This window comes from Vibrio sp. Y29_XK_CS5 (assembly GCF_024181835.1).
In the GTDB taxonomy this organism is placed as follows: domain Bacteria; phylum Pseudomonadota; class Gammaproteobacteria; order Enterobacterales; family Vibrionaceae; genus Vibrio; species Vibrio harveyi.
Genome location: NZ_JAMZAM010000013.1, coordinates 1 through 14,152 on the forward strand (window position 1 = coordinate 1; position 14,152 = coordinate 14,152).

Consider the following 14,152-nt stretch of genomic DNA (forward strand, 5'->3'; position numbering starts at 1 on the left):
ACCACGGTTGATTAAGGCTTTGTTGTACTGCTTCCAGTTAGTTGTTTTGTAACGAGGTTTAGGCATGAGGCTACGACGATTGATGGGTGTAGCCGATCAGATCGTAGCTTCTAGATTTAGTGCCATCGATTTAAGCAACAAAGCCGCTTTTGATTATAAAAATGCATGCTTTACTGTACAGTTGTCTTGAGCTTCGTTCACGAAGTTCGTGAAAGATCCAATATGTTAAATAGACCTGTTTTGAGCAAACAATTCTTCCATGCGGTTAAAATACGCAGTGCATATCAATGTTTAATTTGGAGTAAAGATGATGGACAGGTTTAATAGTGAAGCTATTTTCTTGTTGGATGCAGGATTAATCGATTGGGATAATCCTAATTTTAATAAAGATGAATTGTTGAACATGTATAGGTTTGCTCAGAAGGTAATGCAGTTTAATCCAGAAGATAATATGGATTATCAGCGTGCGGAGAGTGTGTTTTTTTCATGTGTACGTGTAGTTAGATTTTTTATCTCTGAAGAAGCTCGAAAAATAGTGAACAACGGTAATGATTATATTATTGAGCCTCAAGAGCTGTTCGACAACGCTAAAAATAATTATTCATATATGTTTAAATGTTAAATGAGCAGGAAATTTGAGTGAATAAATCATATATTGCATTTTATCCATTAGAACCTTTCACTGTAAAATATAAGATAAATGGAATATGTTCAGATAGAGAGGTGACTTTCACTGAGCAGATGAGCGAAATTATATATAACTATAAGTTTAATTATTTTGAACTTGAGATGTTTCGAGATGGAAGAATTATGTTTGAACTTAGGCACTCTAATGATATGCCTGAGATGCTTGATATTGAACGACATATAATATGTTGGAATAAATGGCTTTTAAAGTTAAATGCTTTCTATCTTATATTGGCTTCAGAAATTAACCAGAGTAAGGTAAATCCTTTTTTTTCTGTTAGTGCGTTAACTAGTCGAGACGTATTTCTTATGTCAATTAGAGATGGAGAAGTACGCGAGGGTCTTATTGATAATTCAAGTTTTAGAAAACATCAATATGCGAGGCTCTCAAGTAACTACCTAGAAGCAATAAGAGAAAACCCTAAAATAGCAATGGGTTACGTTGCCGATATTGATACTTTAAATAAAGTGTCTCAATGCTTTGAGATGATATTATCAATATCGGGCTTGACAAAAACAATAGCCTTTTTAACAAAAAGTATTGGCGAATATGAATCGGGGCAATTTGATACATCAATCATTTTTTCTTGGTTTTGTATAGAACGATTACTAAAAGCCAAAGCCAAAGCCAAAGCTAAAGAAACCATATTCAGTGTAATCGAAAGCCAAAAAGAAGATCTTGGAGATGAACTATATGAAAGCTTAAATAAAGTTCGTTTAAATAGGAATGACATTGTTCATCATGACGTTCGTCTTGATATTAAACAAAAAGATGCAATGCTTGCAATTATTACAGCTATAAATCTTATAGATAAATATCATTGTATTAAATTGGAACCAAGAATTTCAATTAATGTTAAGGCTTTTTGTCTTTGACTTGCATTATGATTTTTTCTTATATGTCTAAATAGACAAAGTTCGTATAAATAGCTTTATTGTTAAATGACCGCCCACAGTGGCGGTCTTTTTGTACCCTAAAGGTACTTTGTGAAGAAGTTACCAATACTTTTCCTAATATCAACCAGCCTGAATAGAGCTGGCTATCTAACAAAGTTTTGTCCAAAAACGAGTTACACCGCCAACTTTTTCAACTCTTTGCGTGGGTTTACATTTCAAGGACTTATATTTCTATGGGTTTACATTTCAATTTCGTATTACAGATCATATGTTAAATACCTAAATTTAGGGTGATTTTTGCTGGCTCCATTCTCTGATTGCTACAGAATGGCAGAAATCACCCGTCTTCAACCTCAATACCTTGTATTTTTCGCCTGTAAGTTAATTACAGTTTTCTGCCAAATGTTAACGAGTTGTGACTTCGTTTTTATTTCGTACTGATTTCGTGCCGTAAGCTCTAAAAATGGGACTTTCCTTAAATGCTGGCACTTTACGTAGCTATGAGGTAACTATCCCAATAATTAAGGCTTGGGGAAAGGAACGATAGTCTTGAATAGGCTACTGTATGGTAATTCAGCCCAATCATAGGTTTTTACTAACCAACCAACAAAAAGTAGTAGCGCAATAAATAATGCAGTACCTAGACTTTTTATAAACAAGTGTCGCCACTTCGCTTTCCAATCATATTTGCTATCAAGCTTTGACTCTGCATCTTTCGCTGCAAGCTTTAAGGCATGATTTTCATGTTCTAGCTCTAGTTCTGCTTTCTTGATAGTGATCTGCCGATATTGTTCAGAATTCAACTCTTTAAGTTTTCGATGTTCATCAATGAAGCGTTGAAGCGCATCTTCCACATCACCTAATACATCTGAATCATCTTCACTGTATATGTCTAAATTGCGAACTTTTTTCTTTAATTCAACAAGGGCATCAATATTAAAATCTTTATATTCACGGTTTATATCTTTGATTGCTCTTGGTATTTTTAGTCTTGGTGTTGCTATTGTCTGTTGAACTGAGTTTGGTAGGACTGATGCGGAAGCTAGCACAGATTTAGGAAGACCAGAACTCACTTTACTTGCTAACTCTGCTTGCTTTAAAACAGAGTCATGAGCCTTAAACCCTGCCGTTATTTTTGATATTGATGAAAGATAGTTTTCTTTTTCACTCATAAATGCTTATTTTTAATTCGGATGAACAACTATATGTGCTTGATACGTTTCTGCATTCCACTCTTTCATTTCAGCAAGGAAAAGTCCGTGCTGATTTATCGAGTCGAGAAGTTCCGGTGCTCTCTCCAACTGGATGAGCATTGAAAGCGGGGCGACTTGTTTTTGCTCATGGTCAAAGCCATGCTCTATCTGTTCTTCAATCATGTATAGAACGCCAGCTTCAGGCTCACTGCCTTCTTCAAACAAGCGTGACTCGATACCTTCTACATCGTAAAGGTGAACGAGTAGGTTATAGAGCTTTTCAGCACCAACAAGTTTTGTGCGATTGGCCTGCGAGTTTAGATCGTACAATCTCATTTCTAGATTCCCTCCCTGCTTTCGAGCTACATTAAGCATGAGCTTAATGTCTTTTTTGATATTAGATAAACCTTTGTTAGTCACTTTGGGTTTGAGGTATCGGATCAGAATTTCGTTACGAGTCGAAACGGGAACATGACGAGCCGTTTCTGATACTTTGCTAAGTAAATGAAGTAAGGCATGAGTCACTAGGTTATGCAGATTGTGGTAATACTCAAAATCTCGTTTGATTTGCATCGCTGTTTTAGGCTGCTCTATACATGATATGAAATATGGGTGCTCGTTGATCTGCATCATCACAAGACTGAATCAGGAAGAGGGCGAACCCTCTTCCTGTCCAGCTTACTTCACCATTTCGTAGACAACGAAGCGTGCCAGAAAGTCGGTGTGTGCATCCTTGTAACGCACCTCACAAAGTGAGTCGCGGACAAGCCATAGTCCCACCAACACAGTGATACAAATCACTACTAATCCCGCTAAGGCGGTTTTACTTCTTGGCATTTTTCATTGCCTCCTAATGGTAAAGAGGCTAGTATTTGTATTGTTGGATACATATACGTTGCCTCGTTTGAATTTATAGTTCATTCGGGGCTTTGTATTTTCTACCACTTACAAAACAGGTTTTGCTCATGGTAGAAAACCAAGAGCACCCAGCGACATTCTAAAGCTTTTCGGCTTCTCTCTCTATCCTTTTGTTTCTCAAACCCATTTTAAATATTCTTTCTTAAACGTACATATACGAATAAGGGGTGAATTATTTATCCTGCTAAACGATGCAGTGGTTCTGGTGTGTCAAGAAAGTATCTTTTCCGAGGTTTTAATTGACTGGTATACCATGGCATACTTTTTTGAACCCAAGGTGTTTATTGTTTAGATGGGTTTAAATTAGTGTGCTGGTTTAAGCCTTGCTGTTGAAGTTCGGTCTATATTGGTGCCGTTTCCAGTTGCAATTGATGCTCGATATTGGGTTCGAGTTGGGCGTTACCGCAAGCGATCGGGCTTTTTGTCGCTTCGCTCCTCGTGCCGATAACTTAACTCAATACGAGCTGGCTAATACCAGGTTCATACTTCACTTGGTATTAGCCGGCTCTTTTCGTTTAAGTTCCTGTCACACAATCCCTAACGCAACTTCGCTATGCGTCTGAGGCGACGCGCTGCGCCTCGTTCCTCGTTGCAAAAAACATCTTTCGTTTTAGTCTGCTAAGTGGCTGGTAATCGCACCTTACCTTCTCGTCAGTCATGCCGTTTCCTATGTGAGTTCCCATCTACGTCTCGTTTCTTCCTGTTAACCATCCTCAATCAGACCCTAAATGACAAGGTAAGGCAGAGCCGCTTCGCGCCCTTGTCATTTAGAACCATGCTTGAGGGCTGGACTGTCAGACGACGATGAAGATGAAAACTCAAACAAACATAGGAAACTTCACCATGACTGACTCAAACGTAATTTGCTCAACCATCACTAAGCAGCCTAAACCGACCAAGTTCTCGGACTTGGAGCCGAAGACTTCCTCTAAAGATGAGTTTTTAAAATCTTTTACGAGTAGTAAGTTACGTAAGAATGCGAAAAAGAAAATCGCTCAGTTACTTGCTTATGCTGACACTGTAACGCTAGAAACCCAATCTATGGGTATGGATGATTGTTTCCGTCACAATGAGCCTGTATCAATGCCTAAATCGGATTTTTGGGCGTGGTATGAGCGCGAATATTCGGACATGGTGATCATGCTGACAGTACAAGATGGTGTATTAACGTGCGCGAAGTTTTGCGACTGCATTTACCACTTTTCAAATGATGTGGTGATGACTTTTTCTCTAGAAAAAGAAGAGATAGAGGAAGAAAATTCAAAGGTTGAAAAGCTTATGTTTAGCTTTACGCAAGTGACCGAAGCTCTAGAGCAAGGTGACATTTCACCACTTAACCACGACCAAAAGCACCCAGAGCCAACCCCACCAACGGACGAAACCAAGACCCGTAAAGTCAGCAGTCTTGGCGATTATCAAGAGCGTATCGAGAGCAAAAAAGATCGTTTAGAAGCGCGAGCAGAAAAAGCCCAGGCGCAATCTAATACCCGTTTTGAAACCGCTCACCAGTTGGGGCATGTTCTACCATTCGGACAACCTATTCTTGTGGGACACCATAGCGAACGTAAGCACCGCCGACTGATTGAAAATATTGATAACAACATGTGTAAATCTATCGAAGCGCAAGATAAGGCAAACTACCTAGAGGCGAAAGCAGCGAGCGTAGGAAGCGCAGGGATAGCGTCAGACGACCCAGAAGCAATCCAAAAGTTAAAAGATAAGCTGGCGAACCTTGAGTGCAGTCAAGAAATGATGAAAGCCATTAATAAGGTGATCCGTTCAAAGCACATGAGTAACACAGACAAAGTTGAGTACATGATACAAACTCATAAGCTCACCGAAAAACATGCGGCAGAGCTACTAGAAGGGGACTTTTGCGGTCGAGTGGGCTTTCCAAGCTATGCCCTACAGAACAACAATGCAACCATTAGAACAACGAAGCAGCGCATCGAGGAGCTAGAAAAGCTGCACAATGAAGCGCCTTTAGATGATGCTGGCGAGGTAGAGGGCGTAAACTGGACGCTTTATGAAGAAGACGGACGCATCAAGTTTTCGTTTGATGGTATCCCATCGGAAGCGGTGAGAAAGGTGCTTAAATCGAATGGTTTTAAATGGTCACGCTATTCTAAAGCATGGGTACGTAAAATGACGGGGAACGCCGTGAGAGTGACGAAGTTTGTCGTTGAAGAACTGAAAGAAATGTAGTGGTCATATCCAGCCTTCGGGCTGGATTTTTGCGAGCGCGGCTCATTCTTCGCCGCGCATCATGGCTTATTAGCTTTTATAAAGGTTTGTGCTGGCTGCTATATGCTTGCATGTAGAGTCAGTGCAAAGCCGACAGAGCGAAGCGGCGTCAGTTGTATACAAATCATTGAACTGGGTGTGTATACAGTGTAATAGTAAGGTATTGATTGAGAGAATTATTCAGAAGGTAATCTAATATGAAAAAACAATTAATGACAGTGACCTTACTTTCTATCTTGGGAAGCCCAACCACCTTAGCCGATACATTGCCGGAACAATATGTGTACCAAGTGGCGCTATTTAACGGCGATGATCTTTTGTATAGAGACTCAGGTTTTACTACGGACAGTAACCGATTTTCCAACGGAAAGAATGTACCATACTTTATAAAAACGTGTGAAAAAAAAGGGACAAAAACCATCAATAAATCGGGCGGTAAACAATTCTATCAAGGGGTGGGCTATCAGATCGATGTTCATGCCGCTACTGTGATGTTTGTCGAAACGGTTATCGATGAATCTACGTACATTGAGCCACAGAAAGACGAGTTTAACTTGTGTATGAATACAGGCGAGCCCCAAGAGAAAGAATACGAGTACAACGCGAACTTTGATCTAAAAGCTCAGGGAGTTCAACAATTCACCTTTGATAATAACCGCCGTGTCGAGATCATTGTGCAAAAAGAAGGGTGAATGACATAAGCGGTTTGCTGCTGTCAGAACAGTAAATCTTGCTCTCTTTTGCCTATTTGAATGCTGATTTTTAGCAATTTCGCCGTAAACCCTCGCCCGATGAGGGCGGGGATATAAGGCGTAAGACGCGATAGCGTCTTAATCTGGGGGCGATTGACTCTATATTGAGTCAGGTTGGGGGTCATCATTCCAAAACTTGGGCGTTACCCTTCGGGCAGGGCTTTTCGCTTGAATCTTCCATCTATGGACTAAGACCTTCATCCCCCTGGAAAGTCACAAGTGCCTTCCCAGGGTGTGAAGCTCTAAAGCCCCTATCTGCAAGGATATCGCTTCAATCCTGAACACCTCCGTTCATTTCATTCACTGTGCCTCGTCGTACCTCCTCGTTACCTTTCACTGCCTGACATTAAGTTCGAGTAAGGACTGTTTTTTTATGCGCCGATTTTCCTTTCTACTCGCATCACGTTACGGGCTCGCAAGCTGTTTAACCTTCTCTCTCCACAACCTGTTTTGCAAGGGAGGCTTCGCGCTGTATCCCTAGAGCAGCAAGCTGCTAAGGGCTACTCGCCCCTTGTCAAACCAGAGCGATGGAGAGAGTACGGACAGCTAAGCGGCTCCGGAAAGTGATACTCAAACAAAAAGGAAATTCAATATGGCGCAACAAAACTCAACCCTAACTCTCCCTAAAATGCCAAACAGCGACCAACGTCTCGCCGTTGGGCACGAAAGCCCTCCTAAAAATGATGTCTCTTTGTCCGAGGTTCAAGTTGGCTTCATTCAACTGGTTGATTGCGATTCTCAGCAGGTTCTTGCTCAACGTGAAGGTCTTAATAAGCCAACGTGTTTTGAGTATCTACAAGAAAAAGTATGGAGCGTGGTCGCGGGGTTGGAGATGCGCTTTGTTGAGCAAACAGAGGTGGTTCATCCTTATAAGTTCTTCTGTGCAGTGCCTAAAGCCTCCGTCGTAAAGGTTTATCACAGCCAGCTAGTGAGCCAAGAGCCAGTAGATGTAAAGCCGGTTTGGCAAGGACTTGCGGTGCAACTTGAAGAGAGTCGTGCGCTTATCGAAAGTGCGCAGTGGGATGCCTTTGACCTTGAAGGCAACTGGATTGGCACATCGGAATACTAAGCGAGGGATTGAGCATGACTCCACTATCTAACAACACCGTTCGTTTTGTTCAACTTCATGAGCAAGTTAAAGCGTTGCGCCAGTCAACGAGAGGGACCTCTGCATCACAAGGTGTCACTAAGCTGTCTTCACGTGAGTTGATGAGCCAGCGTCTGCAGCATTTGAAAATGTTCAGCCGCGGTAAGAGTGAAGAGCAATTGCGCGACGTGGCAGTGTTAAAAACATTGGGGCTGCGAGATACCATCAAAAGCCTGTTCCCTGAACTAGGAAAGCGTGCGCTCCAGCATCATGAGATTTTCGAGCTTGTGCTTGAACTAGACAGCAACATTGAACTAGGCGAGTGGCGCTTAAGAGAGAGAGCGCACGAGGTGATTGTGTATGCGTATTATGGCTCTGTCTTCCCTGGTCTGCGCTTTAAAAAATGCGGTGATGTTTACCACTGCGCAGGTTTCAACTTTGATATCCGTTTATCGGAATGAGGTGGTGAATGATGAATAACATTGAAATCCCAGTGACTTATGACGCCCTTGGTCGCATGCGGTATCACCCTGACTTTCACCCAAACCACGGTTCGCCTTGGAAAACGACAGAGCAAAAATATCTGATTGAGCGTTACGTGCTTGATGGACCTGAGCAAGTCAGTTTTGCGCTTGGTCGAACCATTCATACCGTGATGGCAAAAGCCTGCGAACTGCGAAAGCTTGATCTCATGCCAAAGCTAGTCAAATTAAAACACCATCGCCGAGTTCAACGTTCAGAAGGAAAATGAGATGAAAACGCCGAGTTATTTGGTTGCGCTCTCAGCGCTCACTGGTCGTGATTTTAAACGCCGGGCTGTCATTACTTCCAAGCGCCGCTTTGAGCTCTATGACGATGGTAAGCAGTACAATGTGCACAACTGGTCAACTGAGTATCAAACACATATTTATCATCAGCTAAGCCTTTCTATAGTGGACGATAAGCCATTGTATTTTGTTGACACCCATTGCTCATTGACTCAAAGCTGGCTTTGCTCGCAGACGTACCGAACTATCAAGGAAGTGAAAGAAGCTTGGCACGGTCTATTGTAGAAGATCAATTTATTGGTGCGGGTTGCCACTGAGTCAATCTACATCGTTTCAATTAGGTTATTGAGGTGTAAACATGAGCATTCACTTACTCTTTGTCAAAATCCAATCTCTCTCAGAGCAGGCCAGTATTGATAGTGGGACGTCTTATGAAGAATACCTTCGCCTTTTTACGCTCTATTTTGAACGCAGCTTTAAGAGAAAGTCAGAGGTAGCACTGAAAATTGCTGGAGTGTTTGGTTATGACACATCGATGCGTCAGCGTGTCACGGCGCAAGGTTCGAATCGTCGCTGTCGATAACCTGGCATATCTGGCTTTCCGTGTTCTTTCGTCTATCGCTCCTTCCTTTAAACCGTCTCTCGCCACGCTTTGTTTGCAAGGGAAGTACACGCGATATCCCTAAAGCAGCAAGCTGCTAAGGGCTAGCGCCCCTTGCAAAGCACAGCGATGGAGAGATGCCGGGCAGTCAGGCGATAACGAAATGAACCGGAGTAAGCCATGACTGCATCGATTACCTACACCAATAACGCTCTTTTTACTGCTGAAGAACAAGCGACCTTAGCGCTTGCTGCAGATATCCTAAAGTCAAAACTCACCATCAGTGAGCAACCAGCACTGACCTCTCCAGGCATGGTGAAAACCTTTTGCCAACATTCCCTTGCTGCCAAAGAGCATGAAGTGTTCGGCGTTATCTTCCTAGATAACCAACATCGAGTACGCTCTACCGCAGAGCTTTTCACTGGTACGGTAGATGCTGCATCGGTTTATCCTCGTGAGGTGGTTAAGAAAGCATTAGCTGAAAATGCTGCTGCCGTTATCTTGTACCACAATCACCCGTCGGGCGTTGCAGAGCCGAGTCAAGCTGACCGTCGTATTACGCACCGATTGAAGCTGTAGCGCAGCGTTTTGGTAAAACACAGCTTTACGTGCATCAGCGCATGAAATGAGCCGCCGTTGAGTCGGTTATCCTCGATGCATACCGTGAAGGTAATGTCTCGCTAGAGCGTGTCATGTTGTTCACCATTGCCAGCCCTGAGCGTCGGCTTGAAGAGTGGGAGCGAGTAAAAGACAGAGCATTCTACGGGGATAGTCAAATTCGCAATATGCTCAAAGAGTCTGCGTTAGAAGCATCAAGTGGCTTGATGGTTAGGATTTTCAATCCTAACCATCGAATTAATGTAACAACGCTAATTTTAGCACTACATGATATTTTAGTTCCCTGCCATGCGACAGAGCTTTAAAAGCGCAATTGGGCTCCAAACATTAGACCGCTGGAGTCAAAATCACTGTTTTTTGAATATACATATTCTGCGTTTAAGCCGAAATATTTATAACTCCAACTTATACCACCTGCCGCTTCTCCACCGATGCTAGCATGGTCGATATTTTTGGTCTGGTTATTTACTTTATATGTATACTCAAGAGTGTAATATGTAACGCCGGCTTTACCGTAGAGTTCAAATCCTGAACCCAATGGGTAGCTCGCATAGCCACTCATTCGGGGACCTGAGAAACTAGTGTCAGAGATTTGAGAAATCTGGCTAACGATTGCTGAACCGATACCGTCAAACGCTCCTTTATAACCAGCTTCAATACCGAAATTGTGCATTGGCATATATCTATAATAAATCTCGCCGAGGAACATGTCTCCAGATTCTTTACTTGTTGGTGCGTCGTAATTTACACCTCCATAACCCATGTTTGTGCCAATAATATGTTTATTAGTTGTGGCATTAGCAGATAGAGAAAATGTGGATAAAACCAAAACAGCAATAAATGAATAACGCATATTGCGCTCTCCTTTAGATTAGGGTGTCACCATGACTCACATATCAAAGCATAAATTTTAAATTATATATACTGGCGACCAGATACAGATAGCTTTTTGAAGCGCATCGATAAAGGCGCTCAGGGGCTCAAGAAAGGCGATTTGGTGGCTCAGGCCACTTACTTCTAAGTGGCGGTGATACCTGCTTATGCAGGCACAGAAAGCGCATTTCGATAAGTGGATGCCAAAGGGCTTCTAACTCAACAAGATAGGCCGTCCTAACGGACTGCCCATCCGCACTACTTGGAGAGTGACCCATGGCTAACCTTGGTGTACTGCGTATTTATAAAACCCGTCGATTTGTCGCTTGTTGGGGGGAAGTGCAGTTGTATTGCGTTGTGTATGATAGGCGATGTTATGAAATGAAAACGAAAGTTCCTATCTGGGCGTTGCTCAAAGGCTCTTATTCTGTCCCTGAAAATCGAGACGGTAGGGTAGTTAAGCCTATTCATGCGCTCAAGCATGTTCATCAACGTATGATGAGAAATAGTTTGTTGTAAGCTGTTCATGTATTTCATGGGATAGGCCGTTTCACTGCCTATCCTGTTGTCAAAGTTTCAAAGTTTCAAAGTGCTGAGTTACCTTGATTTTTTTCAGTACGGGCTTTTGCAGGCGTAGCTTTTGCAAAATGGTGTATTCGGAAAATGATCGGAAGATTTATCAATTTCTGATTTCGTGTTTTTCTGTCCTGGCGGTTCGTTCGCCCTCGCGCCCTACGGTTGCGGTCTTGTATTTTTGCACAGCAAAAATGGGTTGTAGCGAGTTTGCAAAGCGTCATTACAACATCTTAACCCGTTGTATTTTGAACAAAGAAACTAAAACCATGAAATATTTATCAGATTACACCAATGAAAAACAAACCGTTTTATTTGACCAGTTAGGCGCATTTTTTGCCTTTTCAAATGAACAATTTAACGCAGCGAAAAAAGAGGGGATCAAATACGTTTCACTTGGCTTTGGCATGATCGTGCCAGAGAGTAATGCGAGTGCTTTAGTCGAAAAGCTAGACGAGATCCAAAAGGAGGGGATTGCGCAAGATATTGCCGAAAATGGCATCAAAGCCATCATCCGCCGTGAGCTATTCAATCACGAGTGTTTTTACACCAATGATATTTTTGACTGCGTTGAAAAGCTTGAAAGCTACGACGTTTCATACGATGAAGTTTATGAGGTGTTTAACCACATCCGTAAAACCGAAGATGTGTATTAAGCACATATAAAAACGCCTAGATATTTGCACTAACAAATATCTAGGCAGTGTCCACAATTAAACTTACTCAGGATCTAAAAATGAACGAGTTAAATATTATCCCAACCAAAGAACAATTGAAAGCACAAACTTACGTTTGTACGGCAGAACCATTTGATTTAGGCAAGGTGGTGATCACGCAAGGCATTGACGCTCTATTACGTGAAAATATCGGAGCAAGTCTGCGCGTCTGTTTAATTCGTCACCAAAATGGTGATTGGGGAAATATGCCAATTGAAGATAAGATTTCAAATGATGAAGCCACAAAAACAGGTGAGCGTATTATGTCAGGCTATCGATTGTGCGATAAACAGATTTGGATCATTACCGAGTGGGATCGCAGCGTGACGACGGTATTATTACCGCATGAATACTAATCACAAAATCAACTAAAACCAAATCCAGTCAATGACTGGATTTTTGCGTTTGATTTTCTGATTTTTCGTTTAGGTTTTAAAAATCGACTCGCACTTAGTCATAATAAACGATGAGGCTAAAGCGAGTATAGGTGTGATATGAATAAGTGCTCGCTGATCACGCTGTTTTTTTCTTTGTCATCCGACTATAACCCTCATTTTGTGTTGTCAGTATTGTGGAACCATCACAATAATAATGAGCTTGTTTTTATTATCGAGTCATTAAGGTCTAGCAGGATGGAGGGTATTTTGTGGTATGGTGAATTCTGAACCTTTCTTTAGATTTCTATTATACTGCTATCGTGCTTCTTACTCACTTCGTGAGCGCATTCTCTACTCGTCACGCCGCTCCTCATGGTAAACTGCTTTGAGTTTCTGCATTTATGTCATTTGTTGTGGTTGTGTTATGAAATTTAAAATGATCTTTGTTTTTCTAGTTCCCTTTCAAGCGTCTGCTTTTTGTTTTGATGAGGCTGGACAATATTATAATGTATCACCAGATTTATTAAGGGCGATTTCTCAAGTTGAAAGTAGCCTTGATCCGGCTGCTTATAACGAAAATAAAAACGCTGTGGGTAAGATCACTAGCCGTGATTTTGGGTTGATGCAAATTAATTCAAGCTGGTTTAGCAAACTTGCTGATCTTAATGTGAACGAGAAGAATGTCTATGAGCCGTGTTTTAATGTGTCATTAGGTGCTTGGGTATTAAGTACGAAATTTGCTACTCACGGCTATAACTGGAACAGCGTAGGCGCTTATAATGCAGGGTTCTCCAAACGTACCGAGAACGCCAGAAAAATATACATCCAAAAAGTCCAATCTGTTTATTATTCCGCAAAAGTTAAATAACCATCATTGCACTATTGTAGTGCAATGATGGTTATCATCTTCTCTTCCTTCTCTCTCTTCGTTCCTGCGTCTGACCCTTCTTGCTGTTCCCTATTCAGTCGCCATGGGTACGGCTTTTTAGCTTTGCACTGGTCAGTTGTTTCCAAGTTGATCCATTGAATGCTGATGTTGTCATCCTGACTTTTCTCTTTCTCCGAAAGCTACCACACCCTACGGCGCATTGATTTCAATGCGAATGGTTGTCTGTGGAAAGGATAAATACAATAAAAACAATGAGTTACAAAGTTACGCTAAGGCAAGATGACCATCAAAAAAATTTTCAAAATCTCAACTAATTAGCCGCTAAAATCCCAATGTAAAAATATGAATATAGAATGAATTGTCATTGACGCCTTTTAGGGTAAGGCTTCAAGGTTGGTTTCAATGTAAATATAATTAAAATTAATTAAATTGTTATTTATGCCTTGTTTTGTAAGGCAGTAGAGGGGATTTTTAAAGAGTGCTACAATGGTGTTTAATTGGTGTTTAATTGGTGTTTAATTGGTGTTTATTGAGGTGAAAAAGTGGACTTCATTGAAATCCATTGAGGAGAAAAAGCTAAATTATGTCGCGTTCTTACCCTTTACAAAGCTCCCTGCGAGGGAAGTTAGAGCAAGATTTTAAGAAGTACAGAGATAGAGAAAGGTTAAGTGATGCTGAGGCAACTCGTCAGCTTTTGACACTGGCATTACGCATCAAGCTAAACGATAGTGACGATGATAGACCTTCCAACCGTGAGCTGATGGAAGAGACTTATCGCAGAGTTAGGCAAGTTCAAGGAGTGTTGAATTTAAATTTAGCGCATAGCTTTGATGGTGAGAGTTATTATAAGAACAAGGCCGACTCTATTGAGCAAAGAAAATCGAATACTGCATTGGTAGATAAAAGCGTTGATGAGTATCTTTCAGGCGAAAAAAAAGGGTAGCCACTGGCTACCCTTTT

The 14,152-nt window shown here is 41.6% G+C and carries 18 protein-coding genes and 1 pseudogene; 15 read left to right on the forward strand and 4 right to left on the reverse strand.

Annotated features, from left to right (window positions below; genetic code table 11):
- Window positions 1-307: 307 nt before the first annotated feature.
- Both NL647_RS25785 and NL647_RS25790 read left to right on the forward strand, forming a co-directional pair.
- A complete protein-coding gene (locus NL647_RS25785; RefSeq protein ID WP_253650810.1) occupies window positions 308-622 on the forward strand; it encodes a hypothetical protein in 315 nt (104 codons plus the stop codon).
- A 17-nt stretch (window positions 623-639) separates the two neighbouring features.
- The gene (locus tag NL647_RS25790) at window positions 640-1,563 is read left to right on the forward strand and encodes a hypothetical protein (RefSeq protein ID WP_253650811.1); all 924 of its coding nucleotides are present in this window, start codon (window positions 640-642) and stop codon (window positions 1,561-1,563) included.
- A gap of 542 nt (window positions 1,564-2,105) precedes the next feature.
- On the opposite strand, the gene NL647_RS25795 is transcribed toward NL647_RS25790, so the two are convergent.
- From NL647_RS25795 to NL647_RS25805, 3 genes are all read right to left on the reverse strand, one after another.
- Window positions 2,106-2,756: a hypothetical protein gene (locus NL647_RS25795; protein WP_253650812.1), complete on the reverse strand. Its 651-nt coding sequence runs from the start codon at window positions 2,754-2,756 to the stop codon at window positions 2,106-2,108.
- A 12-nt stretch (window positions 2,757-2,768) separates the two neighbouring features.
- Complete coding sequence (locus tag NL647_RS25800) at window positions 2,769-3,350, reverse strand: DUF2913 family protein (protein WP_253650813.1); 582 nt, start codon at window positions 3,348-3,350, stop codon at window positions 2,769-2,771.
- A 105-nt stretch (window positions 3,351-3,455) separates the two neighbouring features.
- Window positions 3,456-3,614 carry a Hok/Gef family protein gene (locus NL647_RS25805; RefSeq protein WP_253650814.1) on the reverse strand — a complete coding sequence of 53 codons (159 nt, stop codon included), beginning with the start codon at window positions 3,612-3,614 and terminating at the stop codon, window positions 3,456-3,458.
- Window positions 3,615-4,538: 924 nt separating this feature from the next.
- On the opposite strand from NL647_RS25805, the gene NL647_RS25810 reads away from it, so the two are divergent.
- From NL647_RS25810 to NL647_RS25850, 9 genes and pseudogenes are all read left to right on the forward strand, one after another.
- Window positions 4,539-5,900 carry a DUF3560 domain-containing protein gene (locus NL647_RS25810; RefSeq protein ID WP_253650815.1) on the forward strand — a complete coding sequence of 454 codons (1,362 nt, stop codon included), beginning with the start codon at window positions 4,539-4,541 and terminating at the stop codon, window positions 5,898-5,900.
- Between the two features lie 236 nt (window positions 5,901-6,136).
- Window positions 6,137-6,631, forward strand: coding sequence for a hypothetical protein (locus tag NL647_RS25815; protein WP_017818198.1), 495 nt, complete (start codon window positions 6,137-6,139; stop codon window positions 6,629-6,631).
- Window positions 6,632-7,283: 652 nt separating this feature from the next.
- Window positions 7,284-7,760 (forward strand): hypothetical protein, encoded by a 477-nt coding sequence (locus tag NL647_RS25820; RefSeq protein ID WP_253650816.1) that lies wholly within the window; start codon window positions 7,284-7,286, stop codon window positions 7,758-7,760.
- Between the two features lie 14 nt (window positions 7,761-7,774).
- Window positions 7,775-8,239, forward strand: a complete 465-nt coding sequence (locus NL647_RS25825; protein WP_253650817.1) for a hypothetical protein — start codon at window positions 7,775-7,777, stop codon at window positions 8,237-8,239.
- 8 nt (window positions 8,240-8,247) lie between these two features.
- The gene (locus NL647_RS25830; RefSeq protein ID WP_017191082.1) at window positions 8,248-8,529 is read left to right on the forward strand and encodes a hypothetical protein; all 282 of its coding nucleotides are present in this window, start codon (window positions 8,248-8,250) and stop codon (window positions 8,527-8,529) included.
- A 1-nt stretch (window position 8,530) separates the two neighbouring features.
- Window positions 8,531-8,830: a hypothetical protein gene (locus NL647_RS25835; protein WP_253650818.1), complete on the forward strand. Its 300-nt coding sequence runs from the start codon at window positions 8,531-8,533 to the stop codon at window positions 8,828-8,830.
- 73 nt (window positions 8,831-8,903) lie between these two features.
- A complete protein-coding gene (locus NL647_RS25840) occupies window positions 8,904-9,128 on the forward strand; it encodes a hypothetical protein (RefSeq protein WP_017191084.1) in 225 nt (74 codons plus the stop codon).
- A gap of 198 nt (window positions 9,129-9,326) precedes the next feature.
- Window positions 9,327-9,713 (forward strand): annotated as a pseudogene (locus NL647_RS25845) (JAB domain-containing protein); the annotation flags it as partial.
- A gap of 125 nt (window positions 9,714-9,838) precedes the next feature.
- The gene (locus NL647_RS25850) at window positions 9,839-10,069 is read left to right on the forward strand and encodes a hypothetical protein (protein WP_253650820.1); all 231 of its coding nucleotides are present in this window, start codon (window positions 9,839-9,841) and stop codon (window positions 10,067-10,069) included.
- Here the strand turns inward: NL647_RS25850 and NL647_RS25855 are convergent.
- Window positions 10,066-10,617: an outer membrane beta-barrel protein gene (locus NL647_RS25855; protein ID WP_017191087.1), complete on the reverse strand. Its 552-nt coding sequence runs from the start codon at window positions 10,615-10,617 to the stop codon at window positions 10,066-10,068. The genes NL647_RS25850 and NL647_RS25855 overlap by 4 nt on opposite strands.
- A gap of 862 nt (window positions 10,618-11,479) precedes the next feature.
- Between NL647_RS25855 and NL647_RS25860 the strand changes: the two genes are divergently transcribed.
- From NL647_RS25860 to NL647_RS25875, 4 genes are all read left to right on the forward strand, one after another.
- Window positions 11,480-11,866 carry a hypothetical protein gene (locus NL647_RS25860; protein WP_026000392.1) on the forward strand — a complete coding sequence of 129 codons (387 nt, stop codon included), beginning with the start codon at window positions 11,480-11,482 and terminating at the stop codon, window positions 11,864-11,866.
- 80 nt (window positions 11,867-11,946) lie between these two features.
- Complete coding sequence (locus tag NL647_RS25865; RefSeq protein ID WP_050926420.1) at window positions 11,947-12,282, forward strand: hypothetical protein; 336 nt, start codon at window positions 11,947-11,949, stop codon at window positions 12,280-12,282.
- 445 nt (window positions 12,283-12,727) lie between these two features.
- Window positions 12,728-13,171, forward strand: a complete 444-nt coding sequence (locus NL647_RS25870) for a lytic transglycosylase domain-containing protein (protein WP_301339249.1) — start codon at window positions 12,728-12,730, stop codon at window positions 13,169-13,171.
- A 604-nt stretch (window positions 13,172-13,775) separates the two neighbouring features.
- Window positions 13,776-14,135, forward strand: coding sequence for a hypothetical protein (locus NL647_RS25875; RefSeq protein WP_017818223.1), 360 nt, complete (start codon window positions 13,776-13,778; stop codon window positions 14,133-14,135).
- Window positions 14,136-14,152: the final 17 nt, after the last annotated feature.

Excerpts from the sequence above, each read along its gene's own strand:
- NL647_RS25810 (WP_253650815.1), top strand. The coding sequence starts at position 4,539 with ATGACTGACTCAAACGTAATTTGCTCAACCATCACTAAGCAGCCTAAA.
- NL647_RS25795 (WP_253650812.1), bottom strand. The coding sequence starts at position 2,756 with ATGAGTGAAAAAGAAAACTATCTTTCATCAATATCAAAAATAACGGCA.
- NL647_RS25800 (WP_253650813.1), bottom strand. The coding sequence starts at position 3,350 with ATGCAAATCAAACGAGATTTTGAGTATTACCACAATCTGCATAACCTA.
- NL647_RS25865 (WP_050926420.1), top strand. The coding sequence starts at position 11,947 with ATGAACGAGTTAAATATTATCCCAACCAAAGAACAATTGAAAGCACAA.
- NL647_RS25855 (WP_017191087.1), bottom strand. The coding sequence starts at position 10,617 with ATGCGTTATTCATTTATTGCTGTTTTGGTTTTATCCACATTTTCTCTA.
- NL647_RS25840 (WP_017191084.1), top strand. The coding sequence starts at position 8,904 with ATGAGCATTCACTTACTCTTTGTCAAAATCCAATCTCTCTCAGAGCAG.
- NL647_RS25860 (WP_026000392.1), top strand. The coding sequence starts at position 11,480 with ATGAAATATTTATCAGATTACACCAATGAAAAACAAACCGTTTTATTT.
- NL647_RS25815 (WP_017818198.1), top strand. The coding sequence starts at position 6,137 with ATGAAAAAACAATTAATGACAGTGACCTTACTTTCTATCTTGGGAAGC.
- NL647_RS25805 (WP_253650814.1), bottom strand. The coding sequence starts at position 3,614 with ATGCCAAGAAGTAAAACCGCCTTAGCGGGATTAGTAGTGATTTGTATC.
- NL647_RS25820 (WP_253650816.1), top strand. The coding sequence starts at position 7,284 with ATGGCGCAACAAAACTCAACCCTAACTCTCCCTAAAATGCCAAACAGC.
- NL647_RS25850 (WP_253650820.1), top strand. The coding sequence starts at position 9,839 with ATGTTGTTCACCATTGCCAGCCCTGAGCGTCGGCTTGAAGAGTGGGAG.
- NL647_RS25875 (WP_017818223.1), top strand. The coding sequence starts at position 13,776 with ATGTCGCGTTCTTACCCTTTACAAAGCTCCCTGCGAGGGAAGTTAGAG.
- NL647_RS25785 (WP_253650810.1), top strand. The coding sequence starts at position 308 with ATGATGGACAGGTTTAATAGTGAAGCTATTTTCTTGTTGGATGCAGGA.
- NL647_RS25870 (WP_301339249.1), top strand. The coding sequence starts at position 12,728 with ATGAAATTTAAAATGATCTTTGTTTTTCTAGTTCCCTTTCAAGCGTCT.
- NL647_RS25835 (WP_253650818.1), top strand. The coding sequence starts at position 8,531 with ATGAAAACGCCGAGTTATTTGGTTGCGCTCTCAGCGCTCACTGGTCGT.
- NL647_RS25825 (WP_253650817.1), top strand. The coding sequence starts at position 7,775 with ATGACTCCACTATCTAACAACACCGTTCGTTTTGTTCAACTTCATGAG.
- NL647_RS25830 (WP_017191082.1), top strand. The coding sequence starts at position 8,248 with ATGATGAATAACATTGAAATCCCAGTGACTTATGACGCCCTTGGTCGC.